Genomic DNA, 17,143 nt, shown 5'->3' with positions numbered 1-17,143 from the left:
TCGACAAGATCGCCCCTGCATTCTGCAGCCGGATCTGATCCGGCGGACTTGGGGTCCAACCTATCCCGCAAGGGGTAACCATTCGGTCAACGCGCCATCCACCCTCGGTTAAGGGGCTGCGTGGCAGATTGGCGCAGAACACCGCCAAAGGATCCGCTGTGTCGGAACACGACCAGTCCAGCGTCGCCAGCCTGATCCGGCCCCGCCTCCTGATCGTCGACGATCTGGAGGACAACCGGATCATCATGAGCCGCCGCTTCGAGCGGCGCGGCTTCGACGTGCTCGAGGCCGCGGACGGCCCGACGGCCCTGGCCATCCTGGCGCGGGAGTCCGTGGACCTGGTGCTGCTCGACATCGTCATGCCGGACATGAGCGGCTTCGAGGTGCTGAGCCGCATCCGCGAGACCTACTCCTCCTCCGCCCTGCCGGTGATCATGGCGACCGTGAAGGACGCCAGCGCCGACGTGGTGCGGGCCCTGAAGCTCGGCGCCAACGACTACCTCACCAAGCCGGTGGACTTCGACATCGCCCAGGCGCGCCTGGAGGCGCACATCGCCCGCAAGCAGGCCGAGGAGCGGGGCCGCCGCGACCAGCCGGGCCTGGAGAAGCTCGTCGTCGAGCTGCGCCGCACGGTCCAGCAGGCCGAGGCCGCGACCCGGGCCAAGTCGGACTTCCTGGCCAACATGAGCCACGAGATCCGCACGCCGCTGAACGGGATCCTGGGCGTGGCCAGCGTGCTCTCCGAGCGGCTGGAGGGGGCCGAAGAGCGCAAGATGGTCCGCACCATCGTGGAGTCGGCCGAGGCGCTGGAGCGCCTGCTGTCCGACGCCCTCGACCTGTCGCGGGTGGAGGCCGGCAAGCTGGAGATCCGCAAGGAGCGCTTCGACCTGCCGACCATCGTCGAGCGGGTCGCGAACCTGTTCCGGCCGCAGGCCAAGGAGAAGGGGCTGGCCTTCACGGTCACCCTCGACCCGGCGACGCGGGCGACGGTCAGCGGCGACCCGCTGCGCCTGCAACAGATCCTCACCAACCTGATCAGCAATGCGGTCAAGTTCACGGCCGAGGGCTCGGTCAGCCTGCGCGTCACCCTCCGCGAGGACGGCGGTTTCCGCTTCGAGGTGCGCGACACCGGCATCGGTTTCGAGCCGTCGCGGACGGCGGAGCTGTTCGGCCGCTTCGAGCAGGCCGACGGCTCGATCGCCCAGAAGTTCGGCGGCTCGGGCCTCGGCCTGGCGATCTCCCGGCACCTGGCCGAGCTGATGGACGGGACGCTCACCGCCAGCGCCACGCCGGGCAAGGGTGCGACCTTCACCCTGACCCTGCCGCTGGGCGCGCCCTCGGCGCTGGACCGGGCGCTCGCCGCGCCGGGCCCGACCGCGATCGCCGGCGACGGCCGCCGGGCCAAGGTGCTGGTGGCGGACGACCACGCCACCAATCGCCGCGTGGTGGAGCTGATGCTGTCCAACGAGCCGGTGGACCTGACGCTGGTGGGCGACGGCGCCCAGGCGCTCGACGCCGTGGCCTCGGAGCGGTTCGACCTGATCCTGATGGACGTGCAGATGCCGGTGCTGGACGGGCTGTCGGCCATCCGCGCCATCCGCCGCCAGGAGGCGGAGCTGGGGCTGGAACGGACGCCGATCATCGCGCTCTCCGCCCACGCCCTGCCGGAGCACGTGGCCATGTCGCTGAAGTCCGGGGCCGACCGCCACGTGACCAAGCCGCTGCGCGCCGAGACCCTGCTGGAGGCGGTCGCCCAGGCGCTGGCCGAGGCCGACTACGTCCACTAGGCGCCGCACCCGCGCGGCGCGCACAAATTCCGCGCGCCTTGCGCCCCGAAAACCACACCGTCCGGCCGACCCCGTCACCGAAGCTTCGCCGTGCATTGACAAGGCGCGGCGCGAATCCTCCCATCCGCATATCGTTGTTGCACGATCGGATAACTGCTTGCCCGACGCCGCCGCAGAGCCTGTCGGAACGCTCGCCACCGCGCTCGGCCACGCGGCCCGCCTCCTGACGCAGAGCCCGGCGATGGCCGAGGCGCAGACCCGCGAAATCCTAAAGGTCGCACCCGACCATCCGCAGGCCCTGGTGCTGCTCGCCGCCGCCCTGCGGGGCCAGGGCGCGGCGGCCGCGGCCCGCGACCTCGTCCAGCCGCTGGCCGCGCGGCATCCCGGCTGGGCCCAGGCGCAGGCGGAACTCGGGCTGGCGCTGGCGGCCCTGGGCGACGGGGCGGGCGCCATCGCCGCCCTGGAGCGGGCGGTGCGGATAGAGCCCGCCCACGCCCAGGCCTGGCGGGCGCTGGGCGACGCCTGGACGCTCGCCGGCGACGCCGCCCGCGCCGACGCGGCCTATGCCCGGCACATCAAGGCCTCCGTGCGCGACCCCGAACTCATCGAGGCGGCCACGGCGCTCTGCGAGAACCGGCTGGGCGTGGCCGAGCAGGTGCTGCGCGGCTTCCTGAAGCGCCATCCCACCGACGTCGCGGCCATCCGCATGCTGGCCGAGACCGGCGCCCGGCTGGGCCGCCTGGGCGACGCCGAAAACCTGCTGGCCCGCTGCGTGGAGCTGGCCCCGGGGTTCACGGCCGCGCGGCACAACTACGCCACCATCCTCTACCGGCAGGCCAAGCCCGTGGAAGCCCTGGCCCAGCTGGAACACCTGCTGGCGGCGGACCCGCGGCACCCGGGCTACCGCAACCTGAAGGCCGCGGCCCTCGTGCGGATCGGCGAGTACGATCAGGCGATCGAGCTCTACCGCGGCGTGCTCGCCCAGCACCCTGCCCAGCCGAAGGGCTGGATGAGCCTCGGCCACACCCTGAAGACGGTCGGCCGGCAGCCGGAGGCTATCGAGGCCTACCGCAAGGCGGTGGAGCTGCAGCCCAGCCTGGGCGAGGCTTGGTGGAGCCTGGCCAACCTCAAGACCTTCCGCTTCGCCGACGCCGACGTGGCGGCGATGCAGGGCCAGCTCGCCCGCGGCGACATCGCCGACGAGGACCGCTTCCACCTCGAGTTCGCGCTCGGCAAGGCGTTCGAGGACGCGGAGGCCTGGGCGGCTTCCTTCCGCCACTACGAGGCCGGCAACGCGCTCCGCCGGGAGGGGCTGGGCTACGACGCCGGCCTGACCCGCGACCAGGTGGAGCGGGCCAAGACCCTGTTCACCGAGGGCTTCTTCGCCGCGCGGGCCGGGCAGGGGTGCGCCGCGCCGGACCCGATCTTCATCGTCGGCCTGCCGAGGGCCGGCTCGACCCTGATCGAGCAGATCCTCTCCAGCCACTCCCAGGTGGAGGGGACGCAGGAGCTGCCGGACATCATCGCGCTCTCGCGGCGGTTGGGCGGCAAGCCGGACGCCGAGGGCCGGACGGCCTATCCCGAGGCGTTGGCCGCGCTGTCGCCCGCCGAGCTGGCGGCGCTCGGGCAGGAGTACCTCGACCGGGCGAAGGTCCACCGCAAGCTCGGCCGGCCGTTCTTCATCGACAAGATGCCGAACAACTGGGCGCACGTCGGGCTGATCCAGCTCGCCCTGCCGAACGCGAAGATCATCGACGCCCGTCGCCACCCGCTGGGCTGCGGCTTCTCGGCCTTCAAGCAGCACTTCGCCCGCGGCCAGGGCTTCACCTATTCGCTCACCGACATCGGCCGCTACTACGCCGACTATGTGGAGCTGATGGCGCACGTCGACGCCGTCCTGCCGGGACGCGTCCACCGGGTGATCTACGAGGAAATGGTCGCCGATCCCGAGACGGAGGTCCGGCGCCTGCTGGCCTATTGCGGCTTGCCCTTCGAGGCGGCCTGCCTCCGCTTCTACGAGAACGACCGCGCGGTGCGCACGGCGTCATCTGAGCAGGTGCGCCAGCCGATCTACACCGACGCCGCCGAGCACTGGCGGCATTTCGAGCCCTGGCTGGAGCCGCTGAAGGCGGCGCTCGGCCCGGTGCTGGAGAGCTATCCAAGAGCCCCGGCGTACGAGGGGCCGATCACCGAGAAGAGGGGGTGCGTATGAGGCTTCAATCCAAGGGGAGGCTGGCCGCGTTGCTGGCGTCCACCATGTTCACCGGACTGGCGGCGCCTGCGCTCGCCCAGACCGCCGCGTCGCAGCTGGAGGAGGTGGTCGTCACCGCCCAGAAGCGGTCGGAGAACCTGCAGGACGTGCCGGTCAGCGTCCAGGCGATCGGCACCGAGCGGCTCGACGAGCTGCAGATCTCGGACATGACCGACTACGCCCGGTTCCTGCCGAACGTCACCATCCAGACGGCCGCGCCGGGCTTCTCGACCATCTACATGCGCGGCGTGGCCTCGGGCGAGAACAACAACCACTCCGGCCCGCTGCCCAGCGTCGGCGTCTACCTGGACGAACAGCCGGTGACGACCATCACCGGCCCGCTGGACATCCACGTCTACGACATCGCCCGCGTCGAGGTGCTGGCGGGCCCGCAGGGCACGCTCTACGGCGCCTCGTCCCAGGCCGGCACCATCCGGATCATCACCAACAAGCCCTCGCCGTCGGGCTTCTCCGCCGCCTACGACCTGGAGGCCAACAAGATCAGCCACGGCGACTACGGCTACGGCTTCGAAGGCTATGTGAACCAGCCGCTCGGCGAGAGCATGGCGGTGCGCCTCGTGGCCTGGGCCCAGCACGACGCCGGCTACATCGACAACGTGCCGGGCTCGCTGACCTATCCCACCGGCCCGGTGACCGTGAACAACGCTCCGCTGGTGGAGAACGACTACAACGAGGTGGACACCTACGGCGCCCGCGCGGCCCTTCGGGTGGATCTCAACGAGAACTGGACGGTCACGCCGACCCTGAACGCCCAGCGGACCGAGGCCGACGGCGGCTTCGCCTACGATCCGGGCAAGGGCGACCTGAACGTCAGCCGGTTCCGGCCCGAGCGCTCGGACGACAAGTGGTACCAGGCGGCCATGACCATCGAGGGCACGGCGTCCGACCTGGACATCGTCTACGCCGGCGCGCTGATGAAGCGCTGGATGGACTCCGAGTCCGACTATTCCGACTACTCGTACTTCTACGACACCCTGGCCGGCTACGCCGACTACTGGCGCGACGATGCGGGCAACGCCCACGACGTATCGCAGTACATCCAGGCCAAGGACGTCTACAAGAAGCAGAGCCACGAGCTGCGGATCAGCACCCCGTCCGACCAGCCGCTGCGCGTCACGGGCGGGCTGTTCTACCAGCGCCAGACCCACAACATCCAGCAGCGCTACAAGATCGACTCCCTCGCCGAGGCGACGGAAGTCCCCGGCTGGCCCGACACCATCTGGCTCACCAAGCAACTGCGGGTTGACCGCGACACCGCCGCCTTCGCCGACCTGAGCTTCGATGCGACCGAGAGACTGACGTTCAACGCGGGCATCCGCTTCTTCAAGGCGCGCAATTCGCTCGTGGGCTTCTTCGGCTTCGGCGAGGGCTACAGCGGCAGCACGGGCGTCGCAGCCTGCTTCGCGCCCGAGGACGTCGAGGGCAGCCCCTGCACCAACGTGGACAAGGTCACGGAGGACAAGGGCCACACCTACCGGCTGAACGCCCAGTACGACATCGACGAGGACCGGATGGTCTACGTCACCTACTCGACCGGCTACCGGCCGGGCGGCATCAACCGTCGCGGGACCCTGCCGCCCTACGAGTCCGACTATCTGAAGAACCTGGAGTTCGGCTGGAAGACCACCTGGCTGCAGAACCGGCTGCGGTGGAACGGGGCGATCTATTCCGAGAGCTGGGACGACTTTCAGTTCTCGTTCCTGGGGGCCAACGGCCTGACGGAGATCCGCAACGCCGGCAACGCCAAGATGAAGGGGATCGAGACCGACCTGAACTGGCTGGTCGCCGAAGGCCTCACCCTGACCGGCGCGGCCGCCTACACCGACGCCGAACTGGACGAGGACTACATCCCCGACCCCACCGCGCCGCCCGCCGCGCCGAAGGGCACGTCGCTGCCGGTGACGGCGAAGTTCAAGGGCAACCTCACCGCCCGCTACGAGTGGACCGTGGGCGAGATGGAGGCCCACCTGCAGGGTTCGGTCGTGCATACGACCTCCGCCTGGCCGGACCTGCGCCTCGACGACCGGGCGATCATCGGCAAGCTGCCCGCCTACACGACCGTCGACCTCGCGGCCGGGCTGCAGCGGGCCAACTGGCGGGTGGAGGCCTTCGCCAAGAACCTTCTCGACGAGGAGGGCCAGCTCGACCGCGGCGTGCAGTGCGTCCCCGGGGTCTGCACCCGGGTGTTCGTGACGCCGATCCGGCCGCGGACCATCGGGGTGCGCTTCGGACAGTCGTTCTGAACGCACGGTTCTCCCGCGAGCTGGCCGAGGTCCGCCGGAAGGCGCTGATCGAGGCCACGCTCGCGAGCCTGGCCGACCGGGGGCTGGGGGCGGTGTCGGTGCGCGATGTGGCCAGGCGCGCCGGCGTCTCCCCCGGTCTGGTCCGCCACCACTTCGGCGGCTTCGGCCAGCTCCTGGTCGAGGCCTACCGCCACGTGGTCGACCGGGTCGATGTCCACATCGACCGGGCGATCGCGGAGGCGGGGCGCGAGCCGCAGGCGCGGCTCGACGCCTTCCTGGCCGCCAGCTTCTCCCCGGCCATCGTCGACCGCGACCTGCTGTCGGCCTGGCTGGGCTTCTGGGGGCTGGTGCGCTCCGACCCGGGCGCCGCGGCCGTGCACGCAGAGACCTTCGCCGCCTACCGCCGGCGGATCGAGGGGCTGCTGGCGGATCTCGGCGTGGCCGAGCCGAGGCCCGCGGCGCTCGGACTTTCGGCGTTGCTGGACGGCCTGTGGCTGGAACTGTGCCTCGACCCGAAGACCTTCACCGCGGAGGAGGCGGTGCGGCTGGCCCGGCAGTGGGTCCGTTGCTATACGAGCGTATAGCAAGAGCGAGGTGCGCGCGGTGAGCGGACTGGAGCAGAGCCTTCCGGCCTGGATCTACTCGGATCCGGGCTTCTTCGAGCGGGAGCGGCAGACGGTGTTCCGCACCGGCTGGCAGGTGGTCTGCCACGTCAACGACGTGCCGAACGCCGGCGACTACCAGACCCTCGACATCCTGGGGGAGCGGGTGATCGCCCTGCGCGGCGACGACGGGGCGGTGCGTTGCTTCCACAACGCCTGCCGCCACCGGGCCGCGCGGCTGGTGGACGGCTCCGAGGGCAACTGCGGCCACCGGCTGGTCTGCCCCTACCACGCCTGGAGCTACGGCCTGGACGGGTCGCTGAAGAACGTGCCGCGCTGGCAGGGCTTTGAGGACCTGGACCTCGCCGCCCACGGTCTCAAGCCGGTGGAGCAGGAGGTCTGGCGCGGCTTCGTCTTCGTCCGCTTCGCGCCGGGCCTGCCGAGCGTGGCCGAGATGATGGCCCCCTACGAGGCCGAGATCGAGCCGCACGGCTTCGAGGACCTGCAGCCGCAGGGCCGGGTGACGCTCCGGCCCCGTCCGGTGAACTGGAAGAACGTGGCCGACAACTACGCCGACGGCCTGCACATCCCGGTGGCCCACCCGGGGCTCACGCGCCTGTTCGGCCCGACCTACGCCATGGAGGCCGGCGCCTGGACCGACCGGCTGTGGGGCGACATCACCGAGACCCCGTCGTCCAACTGGGTGGAGCGGAACTACCAGGCTCTGCTGGGCAGCTTCGACCACCTGCCGCCGGAGGGGCGGCGGCGGTGGCTGTACTACCGGCTCTGGCCGAACCTCGCCTTCGACGTCTATCCGGACCAGGTGGACTTCATGCAGTTCATCCCGGTGTCGCCCACCGAGACCCTGATCCGCGAGATCGCCTATGTGCGGCCGGACGCGCGGCGCGAGGTGAAGGCGGCCCGCTACCTCAACTGGCGGATCAACCGGCAGGTCAACGCCGAGGACACGGTGCTGATCCAGCGGGTGCAGGACGGCATGGCCACCTCCGGCTACGTCTCCGGTCCGCTCGGGCCCTCGGAGGTCTGCCTCGCCGCCTTCGCCCGCCGGCTGAAGGCCCAGATCCCCGAAGCCGCCCTCGACCATGCGCCGAAGGAAGCCGCCTGATGACCGACGTGATCGTGGTCGGCGGCGGCCACAACGGCCTGACCTGCGCCGCCTATCTGGCCGCCGCCGGGCTTAAGGTAACGGTGCTGGAGCGCCGCGACGTGGTGGGCGGGGCCGCCGTCACCGAGGAATTCTATCCGGGCTTCCGCAATTCGGTGGCCAGCTACACCGTCTCCCTGCTCAACCCGAAGGTCATCCGCGACCTGGAGCTGCACCGCCACGGCCTGAAGGTGGTGGAGCGGAAGATGTCCAACTTCCTCCCGCTGGGGGGGGACCACTTCTGCGTCGGCGAGGGCCGCACCAAGGCCGAGGTCGCTCGCTTCTCGGCCCGCGACGCCGAGCGGCTGGACGCCTACGGCGACCGCCTCGAGCGCATCGCCGACGTGCTGCGCGAACTGGTCCTGATGACCCCGCCGAACCTGGTGGAAGGCGGGCTGGCGAGAGCCATCCCCGAGCTCCTGAAGAGCGCGAGCCTGGGCCGGCGGCTCTCCAAGCTGGACATGACCGGCAAGCGCGACCTCCTGGCCCTGTTCTCCCAGTCGGCCGGGGACTGGCTGGACGGCTGGTTCGAGAGCGAGCCGATCAAGGCCGCCTACGGCTTCGACGGCGTGGTCGGCAACTACGCCAGCCCCTACACGCCGGGCTCGGCCTACGTCCTGCTGCACCATGTGTTCGGCGAGGTGAACGGCAAGAAGGGGGCCTGGGGGCACGCCATCGGCGGCATGGGCGCGATCACCCAGGCGATGGCCGCCTGCTGCCGCGAGCGCGGCGTGGAGATCCGCACCGGGACCGGCGTCGCGGAGGTGCTGGTGGAGAAGGGCCGCGCCACGGGCGTGGTCACCGGGGCCGGCGAGACCCTCAAGGCCCGCGCCGTGGTCTCCAACCTGCATCCCAAGCAGCTGTTCGGTAAGCTGGTGGACGAGGCCCACCAGCCCGCCGACTTCCGGGAGCGGATCGGCCGCTACCGCTCCGGCTCCGGCACCTTCCGGATGAACGTGGCGCTCTCGGAACTGCCCCGGTTCTCGGTCCTGCCCGAGCTCGGCGACCACCTCACGGCCGGCATCATCATCGCGCCGAGCCTCGACTACATGGACCGCGCCTACACCGACGCGCGCCACCACGGCTGGTCGAAGGCGCCGATCGTCGAGATGCTGATCCCCTCAACCCTGGACGACAGCCTGGCGCCGGCCGGCCGGCACGTGGCCAGCCTGTTCTGCCAGCACGTGGCGCCGGCGCTGCCGGACGGCCGCTCCTGGGACGACTGCCGCGAGGAGGTGGCCGACCTGATGATCGCGACGGTCGACCGCCACGCGCCGGGGTTCAGGGCCTCGGTGCTCGGCCGCCAGGTGCTCTCGCCGTTGGACCTGGAGCGGACCTTCGGCCTGGTGGGCGGCGACATCATGCACGGCAATCTCAGCCTGGATCAGATGTTCTCCGCCCGCCCCGTGCTGGGCGCGGGCGACTACCGCACCCCGGTGGCGGGACTCTACCAGTGCGGGGCGGGCACCCACCCGGGCGGCGGCGTCACCGGCGCGCCGGGGCACAACGCGGCCCGCGAGGTGGTCCGCGACGCACGGCGCAGACGGTTCTGACCCGCTCCCTCTCCCCGGGGCAGGGGGGATGTGCTCCATTGGCCCCTCGCGGGGGGACCGAGCGTGGACGAGGCGAAGCAGCGGGGCCTGGGGCCGCTCACCGCGACCTTCCTGGTGGCCGGCAACATGGTGGGCTCCGGCCTTTTCCTGCTGCCGGCCTCGCTCGCCAGCGTCGGCAGCTCCAGCCTGATCGGCTGGGCGATCGCCGGGGCCGGGGCCATGGCCCTGGCCGGAGTGTTCGCGATCCTGGGGGCGATCCGGCCCGATCCGAACGGCCTGGTGCGTTATCCCGCCGACGGCCTGCACTCGGCGGCGGGGTTCGTGGCCTGGGCCGCCTACTGGGCGTCCTGCTGGATCGGCAACGTGGCGATCGCGCTGGCGGCGGTGGGCTACCTCGCCTTCTTCCTGCCCGGACTGATCGGCGCCTGGCCCACGGCCCTCGCCGCCATCGGCCTGATCTGGCTGATGACGCTGGCCAACCTCTTCGGGCCGCGTGCGGTGGGCTGGTTCGCGGGCTCGACCCTGCTGATCGGCCTGGTCCCGATCCTGGCGGCTGTCGTGTTCGGCGCCCTGGCCTTCGACCGCGACGTCTTCGCCGCCTCCTGGAACGTCAGCGGCCAGCCGCTTGCCCAGGCGATCCCGGCCAGCCTGGTCACCATCTTCTGGGCCTATCTCGGTCTGGAGAGCGCGACCATCGCGGCCAAGGCGGTGGACAACCCCCGCCGAAACCTGCCGATCGCGGCGCTGGGCGGGGTCGCCCTGGCGTCGGTGATCTATGCGGCGGCCACGGCGGCGGTGATGGGGGTGATCCCGGCGTCGGAGCTGGCGGCGTCCACCGCGCCCTTCGCCGACGTGGTCCAGCGGCTGGTGGGGCCGATCGCGGGCGCGGTGGTGGCGGCCTGCGCGCTGGCCAAGACGCTCGGCACGCTCGCCGGTTGGCTGCTGGTGGCGGCCGAGGCCGGAGCCTCCGGCGGGGCGAGCGGCTACCTGCCCCGGGCGATCGCCGGTGAGCGCGGATCGCGCCTGCCGGTGCGTGGCGTGATCGTCACCGCCGTCCTGATGTCGCTGACGGCGCTGGCCACCCTCTCCCCGACCCTCACCCGCCAGTTCAACGCCCTGATCAACGCCGCCGTGCTCGCCAACCTCGGCATGTACCTGCTGTGCGCGCTGGCGCTGATCCGCTTCTCCGGCGGGATGGAAAGCCCGGCGCGCAGGCGGCTGGCCCGGCTGGTGGCGGCGCTGGCGGGGATCTTCTGCCTGTGGGCCGCCTGGGCCTTCTTCGCGACCTGAGTCGGCGGCGTAACGCGGTTCATCGGGCTTGCCAGCCAAGCGCTGCCGTGGGCACCCTCCCTGACGTGGTGTGATTACGGGGAGGAATACCGATGCGCACCCTCTTGATGGCGGTCCTGCTCGCGGGCGGGGTCGCACTGTCGGGCTGCGAACAGTCGGCCAGCGAGGCGGCCGCCCCGCCGGCGCCGGCCAAGCCCAAGTCCCTGGCCCGGCCGGCGCAGATGTACGCCGGCCAGGAACAGATCCTCAGCATCGACAAGGGCGAGCTGGAGTTCGAACAGGGCGGCAAGCTCATCCTGAAGGTGGAGGGCAAGGCGCCCACCGCCGGCTGGAGCGACGCGGCCTTCCTGCCCAGGATCTACGCCGCCGCGCCGAAGGACGGGATCTACGAGGTGGACGTGATCGCCACCAAGCCCGAGGGCGCCGCGGCCCAGGCGGTGACGCCCATCGAGGCGGAGCGGGCCTGGACGGGCTACCCCAAGGACCGGCTGAAGGGCGTGAAATTCATGTCCAAGACCAACGAGGTCGTGGCCATGCTGCCCCAGGCGGCGTCGGCGCCCGGCTCCTGACGCGCCCGACGATGCCGGCTGACGGGGGCGGCGCGCTGCGCTAGCCTCGGCCGACGCCGCGCGGTCCTGCGGCGGCGGAGGGTGTTGCGTGGCGGCAGGCGCGGGGGCGTCGGAGGCGGGCCGGACGGCGGGCGCGAGCCTGGCCGAGGCGCACGCCGAACTGCTCCGGACGCCCGGCCTGCAGTTCGACTTTCCGGTCCTCCGGCCGCAACAGCCGCCGCCGTGGCTGCAGCCGCTGATCGAGGCCCTGACGGCGCTGGGTCCGGTGCTGAAATACGTCTTCTGGGGCGGGGTGATCCTCGGCGCGGCCCTGATCCTCTGGTTCGTCGCCGGCGAGCTCATGGGCCTGCGGATCGGTTCGCGCAAACGGGTGCGGGTCGAGCCGCCCGACTGGCGGCCGGACGCGGCGCGGGCCCGGGCCCTGCTGGAGGACGCCGACCGCCTCGCGGGCGAGGGGCGTTTCGCCGACGCCATCCACCTGCTCCTGTTCCGCAGCATCGACGACCTCTCCGGCCGCCGGCCTGGGGTGGTGCGGCCCGCGCTCACCGCCCGGGACATCGCCCGCCTGGACGCGCTGCCCGGTGAGCCGCGCGGCGCCTTCGCCCGCATCGCCGAGGTGGTCGAGCGCAGCTTCTTCGGCGGACGGCCCGTGGACGCCGACGACTTCCGCGCCGCCCGCGCCGACTACGAGGCCTTCGCCTTCTCCGGGGCCTGGCGGTGAGCGCCGCGGCCGAGGCGCGCCAGGCGAAGGCGGCGACCTTCTCGCCGCGCACGGTGCTGGCGCTGGTGCTGGTGGGGATCGTCTCCTTCGCCTCCCTGGCGGTGCTGTCGGCCTACGCGCCCGAGATGAGGATCAGCCAGGACACCGGCGGCCACGCGCTCTCCAGCTCCGCCGTGGGCTTTCGGGGCGCGGTGATCCTGCTGGAGGAGATGGGGACGCCGGTCGAGGTGAACCGCCAGGATCCGCGCCGGCTGCAGGCCGATCCGGAGCTGGTCAGGGTGCTGACGCCCGGCTGGAAGACCGAGGGCAAGGACCTCGCCGCCTTTCCCAGGGCGGAGAAGACCCTGGTGGTGCTGCCGAAATGGCGGACGGCGCGCGATCCGATACGCGCCGGCCGGCTGCGCAAGGCGGGGCTGGGCGCCAGCGCCGCCCAGGCGACGGCGCTGCTGGCGCCGTTCGCCGACCGCACGGAGGTGGCCCACCGCAAGGGCGTTTCCCGTCCCCGCCTGCATGGCGTCGGCGCGGCGTTCGCCGGCGCGGGCGAGCTGCCGCTGGGCGAGATCGACCGGCTGCAGACCATCTCCGGTCCGGACTGGATCCCGCTGCTCGCAGACGAACTGGGCCGCACGGTGGTGGGCCAGTCGCGCCGACGGCCGGACGTGATCGTGCTCGCCGACCCCGATCTCCTGAACAACCAGGGGATCGACAGCCTGGCCAACGCCCGCGCCGGACTGATCGTGCTGGACCCGCAAGCCGGCAAGAACGGCGTCAGCTTCGACGTCACCCTGAACGGGCTCAAGCAGGGCCGCAGCATCGGCCGCACCCTGCTGGAGCCGCCGTGGCTGGCGGCCACCCTCTGCGCCGTGGCCGCCGCCCTGCTGTTGGGCCTGCACGCGCTCGCGCGCTTCGGCCCGGCGCGTGAACGAGGCCGCGCCGTGGCGCTCGGCAAGCGGGCGCTGGTGGACAATTCCGCCGGCCTGGTGCGGATGGCCGGCCGCGAGCCCGAGATGGCCGCCGACTACGTGGCCCTGATCAAATCCCTGATCGCCCGCGCCGCCGGCGCCGAACGGGCGGACGAGGCCTGGCTGGAGGAACTGGCGCGTCTGCGCGGCGCCGTCCCGCCGGCCGAGATCGCGGCCGAGGCCGGGCGCGCCAAGACCCGCGACGAGCTTCTCGCCGCCGCGCGCAAGCTGCACGACTGGAGACTGGAGATGACGCGTGAACGTCACTGAGGTGAAGGCCCTCGCCGAACAGGTGCGGGCGGAGATCGGCAAGGCCATCGTCGGCCAGACCGAAACGGTCGACCTGCTGCTCGTGGCCCTGTTCGCCCGCGGCCACGTGCTGCTGGAGGGGCCGCCGGGGACCGCCAAGACCTATCTGGCGCAGTGCTTCGCCCGCACGCTCGACCTGGGCTTCGGCCGCATCCAGTTCACGCCCGACCTGATGCCGGCCGACATCATCGGCACCAACCTGTTCAACTTCCAGACCTCCAGCTTCACCCTCAACCCGGGGCCGGTGTTCTGCGAGCTGCTGCTGGCCGACGAGATCAACCGCACCCCGCCGAAGACCCAGGCGGCGCTGCTGGAGGCCATGCAGGAGCGGCGGGTGACCATCGACGGCAAGTCGCATCCGCTCTCGGAGCGGTTCATGGTGGTGGCCACCCAGAACCCGCTGGAGCAGCAGGGGACCTATCCCCTGCCGGAGGCCCAGCTCGACCGCTTCCTGTTCAAGCAGTCGCTGCAGTACCCGAGCCGCGACGAGGAGCTGGCGATCGTGAAGGCCTACGGCGTGCAGGCCGGCCAGGCCGATCCCGCCGACATGGGCGTCGCCAAGGTCGCCACCACCAAGACGCTGAGCGCCGCGCACAAGGCGGTGTCCGAGGTGCGGCTGAACGACGACGTGGCCGGCTACGTCATCGACCTGGTGCGGGCGACGCGGGAGACCACGGACCTGTCGAGCGGCGCCTCGCCGCGCAGCGCGGCCCAGTTGGCGCTCGCCGCCCGTGCGCGGGCGGCCCTGGACGGCCGCGACTACGCCATTCCCGACGACGTGAAGGCGCTGGCCCTGCCGGCGCTGCGCCACCGGGTCATCCTGTCGCCGGCCGCCGAGATCGAGGGCCGCCGGGCCGACGAGGTCATCCGCGACCTCGTCGACCAGGCCGCAGCCCCGCGCTGAGCCGGTGACCCTCTACCCCACCCGCAGGGCCATATGGCTCGCCGCCGCCGGGGCGCCGGTGGCGCTGGCCGTGGCGCTCGCCGCGCCCGGGCTGTGGGTGGCGGCCGGCGCCTGGGTGCTGATGGCGGTGGGGCTGATGCTGGCCGACGCGCTGCTGTCGGCGAGGCCCGCCGCGCTGGAGCTGAGCGTCGTCGCGCCGCGGGTGCTGGGCGTGGGCCGGGAGGCGGCGGCGGAGGTCACTGCGGCCTTCTCCGGTCGTGGTCCACGCGAGGTGGAGCTGGCCGTGGGCGTCAACGACCGCCTGTCGGTCTGGCCCGTACGCCATACGGCGCCCGCCGCCGGGGGTGCGGCGCGGGCCCGGTTCGCGCTGTCGCCGCAGCGGCGGGGCGAGGGGCGGCTGGAGGGGCTCTGGGCGCGGTGGCGGGGCCCGCTCGGCCTGGTCTGGCGCCAGCGCGAGACGAGGCCGGCCCGCACGCTGGCGGTGACGCCAGACGTCCAGGGCGTGAAGGACGAGGCCCTGCGTCTCTTCGCCCGTGACGCTCCGTTCGGCCAGAAGGCCCAGCTCGACACCGGCGAGGGCTCCGATTTCCACGCCCTGAAGGAGTTCCAGACGGGCATGGACCTCCGGTCCATCGACTGGAAGCAGAGCGCGCGGCACGCGAAGCTCGTGGGCCGGGAGTACCGCACCGAACGCAACCACCATGTCATCCTGGCGATCGACACCGGCCGCCTGATGTCGGCGCCGACAGCGGGCGTCCCGCGCCTGGACCACGCGATCAACGCGGCCCTGCTGCTGGCGTTCGTGGGCCTCAAGCTGGGGGACCGGGTGGGCCTCTTCGCCTTCGACGCGCGCCCCAGGGTGGCGAGCGGCGTCACCGCCGGCGCCCAGGCCTTCCCGCTGATCCAGCGGCTGGCGGCGCAGATCGAGTATTCGGCCGAGGAGACCAACTTCACGCTGGGCCTCACCACGCTGGCGGGTCGGCTCGACCGCCGGGCCCTGGTCGTGGTGTTCACCGACTTCGCCGACCCGACCAGCGCCGAGCTGATGGTGGAGAACGTCCAGCGCCTGATGCGCACCCACCTGGTGATGTTCGTGGTCTTCCGCGACCAGGAGCTGGAGGACCTCGTCCGCGCCGAGCCGCAGGACGCCGACGACGTTTCGCGTGCTGTGGTGGCCGGCGCCCTGCTGCGCCAGCGGGAGGTGGTGGTGGCGAGGCTGAAGCGGCTGGGCGCGCAGATCGTCGAGGCGAAGGCCGGCGAGCTCGGGCCCGCGCTGGTCAACGCCTACCTGGACGCCAAGCGGCGGGAGCTCCTCTGATGGCCGAGCTGCAGCTCAAGAGCCACCGGTTCCGTGAGGAGCGCGAGGCCGACTGGCGGCGCCTCGAGACCCTGCTGGCCAAGGTCGAGAAGGGCGGCGCGGCGAAACTGCGGCGCAACGAGCTGCTGGAGATGCCAGTGCTCTACCAGCAGGCGCTCTCGTCTCTGTCGGTGGCGCGGTCGATCTCCCTGGACCAGAGCCTGGTGGAATATCTGGAGAGCCTCTGCACCCGGGCCTACTTCTTCGTCTACGGCACGCGCACGCGGCTGGGCGAACGTGTGCTGGGCTTCTTCCGCCACGAGTGGCCGGCGGCGGTGCGGGGGCTCTGGCGCGAGACCCTGGTGTCGGCGGCGATCATGGTGGTGGGCGCGATCACCGCCTTCGTCCTGGTGGGCCAGGACCCGGACTGGTTCTACGGCTTCATCCCCGCGGAGCTGGCCGGCGGGCGCGACCCTACGGCCTCCGCCGCCAGCCTGCGGAGCACGCTCTACGGCGAAGCCACCCTGCGCGACGGATTGGGCGTCATGGCGGCCTTCCTGTTCACCCACAACTCCCAGGTGGCGATCTTCGCCTTCGCGCTCGGCTTCGCGCTCTGCCTGCCGACGGCAGGGCTGATGGTCTACAACGGCTGCATGCTGGGAGCCTTCCTGGCGCTGTTCGCGAGCCACGGCCTGGCGTTCGAGGCGACGGGCTGGCTGATGATCCACGGGGTCACCGAGCTCTTCGCCATCACGCTGGCGGGCGCGGCGGGCTTCTCCATCGGCTGGGCGGTGGCCTTCCCCGGCGAGCGGACCCGGGTCGACGCCGCCGCCCACGCCGGGCGGCGAGCGGCCATGGTCATGGGCGGGGTGGTGGTCATGTTGTTCGCCGCCGGCCTGCTGGAGGGCTTCGCCCGGCAGCTGATCCGCCACGACCTCGCCCGCTATGCCGTGGCGGCGGCCACGGGGATCTTCTGGGCCGGCTACTTCTACCTGCCCCGCAAGGCGCCCCGATGAGCCTCGCGGGCGTGCTCCGCCGGCGGAAGCGAGAGCGGCCCGACCGCGCGCCGGACGACGGCTGGCGCGAGTTCATCACGCCCGAGGGGGTCGACCTGCGGCTGAAAGTGGGCGCCTACTCCGAACGCGCCGCCGCCTTCGTCCTCGACGCCCTGATCATCGCCGCGGGCCTGGTCGCCTTCACCCTGGTCGTGGTGCTGGCCAACCTGCGCCTGCGGTTCGGCTTCGCCCTGGAGCTGGCTGCGGTGGTCTGGACCCTGGGCTTCTTCGCGGTCCGCTACTTCTACTTCGTCTTCTTCGAACTGCGGCCCGGCGCCGCCACGCCAGGCAAGCGGGCCATGGGCCTCCGGGTGATCGCCAGCGATGGGGGGCGGCTGAGCGCCGACGCGGTCTTCGCACGCAACGCCATGCGCGAGTTGGAGGTCTTCCTGCCGGCCGCCTTCTTCTTCGCCC

General features: G+C 71.9%; 14 protein-coding genes. All 14 read left to right on the top strand.

The annotated features are described in order from the left end of the window. Window positions 1-158: 158 nt before the first annotated feature. Window positions 159-1,787: a response regulator gene (locus V7Z97_RS01565; RefSeq protein ID WP_334160959.1), complete on the top strand. Its 1,629-nt coding sequence runs from the start codon at window positions 159-161 to the stop codon at window positions 1,785-1,787. Between the two features lie 157 nt (window positions 1,788-1,944). After that, a complete protein-coding gene (locus V7Z97_RS01560; protein WP_334160958.1) occupies window positions 1,945-3,999 on the top strand; it encodes a tetratricopeptide repeat-containing sulfotransferase family protein in 2,055 nt (684 codons plus the stop codon). Then, window positions 3,996-6,302 (top strand): TonB-dependent receptor, encoded by a 2,307-nt coding sequence (locus tag V7Z97_RS01555; protein ID WP_334160956.1) that lies wholly within the window; start codon window positions 3,996-3,998, stop codon window positions 6,300-6,302. Before V7Z97_RS01560 ends, V7Z97_RS01555 begins: the two co-directional genes overlap by 4 nt. After that, window positions 6,218-6,886 (top strand): transcriptional regulator BetI, encoded by a 669-nt coding sequence (betI, locus tag V7Z97_RS01550; protein ID WP_334160955.1) that lies wholly within the window; start codon window positions 6,218-6,220, stop codon window positions 6,884-6,886. Before V7Z97_RS01555 ends, betI begins: the two co-directional genes overlap by 85 nt. Window positions 6,887-6,905: 19 nt before the next feature. Continuing rightward, window positions 6,906-8,030, top strand: a complete 1,125-nt coding sequence (locus tag V7Z97_RS01545; protein WP_334160954.1) for an aromatic ring-hydroxylating oxygenase subunit alpha — start codon at window positions 6,906-6,908, stop codon at window positions 8,028-8,030. Next, window positions 8,030-9,622 (top strand): phytoene desaturase family protein, encoded by a 1,593-nt coding sequence (locus V7Z97_RS01540; protein ID WP_334160953.1) that lies wholly within the window; start codon window positions 8,030-8,032, stop codon window positions 9,620-9,622. The genes V7Z97_RS01545 and V7Z97_RS01540 overlap by 1 nt, the downstream gene beginning before the upstream one ends. Window positions 9,623-9,685: 63 nt before the next feature. Continuing rightward, window positions 9,686-10,912, top strand: coding sequence for an amino acid permease (locus tag V7Z97_RS01535; RefSeq protein WP_334160951.1), 1,227 nt, complete (start codon window positions 9,686-9,688; stop codon window positions 10,910-10,912). Window positions 10,913-11,004: 92 nt separating this feature from the next. Then, window positions 11,005-11,481, top strand: coding sequence for a hypothetical protein (locus V7Z97_RS01530; protein ID WP_334160950.1), 477 nt, complete (start codon window positions 11,005-11,007; stop codon window positions 11,479-11,481). Window positions 11,482-11,569: 88 nt separating this feature from the next. After that, window positions 11,570-12,202, top strand: a complete 633-nt coding sequence (locus V7Z97_RS01525) for a DUF4129 domain-containing protein (RefSeq protein WP_334160948.1) — start codon at window positions 11,570-11,572, stop codon at window positions 12,200-12,202. After that, the gene (locus V7Z97_RS01520; protein WP_334160947.1) at window positions 12,199-13,434 is read left to right on the top strand and encodes a DUF4350 domain-containing protein; all 1,236 of its coding nucleotides are present in this window, start codon (window positions 12,199-12,201) and stop codon (window positions 13,432-13,434) included. Before V7Z97_RS01525 ends, V7Z97_RS01520 begins: the two co-directional genes overlap by 4 nt. Next, window positions 13,421-14,377 carry an AAA family ATPase gene (locus tag V7Z97_RS01515; RefSeq protein WP_334160945.1) on the top strand — a complete coding sequence of 319 codons (957 nt, stop codon included), beginning with the start codon at window positions 13,421-13,423 and terminating at the stop codon, window positions 14,375-14,377. The genes V7Z97_RS01520 and V7Z97_RS01515 overlap by 14 nt, the downstream gene beginning before the upstream one ends. A 4-nt stretch (window positions 14,378-14,381) precedes the next feature. After that, complete coding sequence (locus tag V7Z97_RS01510) at window positions 14,382-15,695, top strand: DUF58 domain-containing protein (RefSeq protein WP_334160943.1); 1,314 nt, start codon at window positions 14,382-14,384, stop codon at window positions 15,693-15,695. Continuing rightward, complete coding sequence (locus V7Z97_RS01505) at window positions 15,695-16,690, top strand: stage II sporulation protein M (RefSeq protein ID WP_334160942.1); 996 nt, start codon at window positions 15,695-15,697, stop codon at window positions 16,688-16,690. Before V7Z97_RS01510 ends, V7Z97_RS01505 begins: the two co-directional genes overlap by 1 nt. Then, a partial coding sequence (locus tag V7Z97_RS01500; protein WP_334160941.1) for an RDD family protein occupies window positions 16,687-17,143 on the top strand: 457 nt, incomplete at its 3' end. The genes V7Z97_RS01505 and V7Z97_RS01500, both read left to right, overlap by 4 nt.

Origin of the sequence: Phenylobacterium sp., from assembly GCF_036821595.1 — a bacterium.
Taxonomy (GTDB): Bacteria; Pseudomonadota; Alphaproteobacteria; order Caulobacterales; family Caulobacteraceae; genus Phenylobacterium.
The sequence above is the reverse complement of the archived record's forward strand: the minus strand, read 5'-3'. Positions and strand labels throughout refer to the sequence as shown.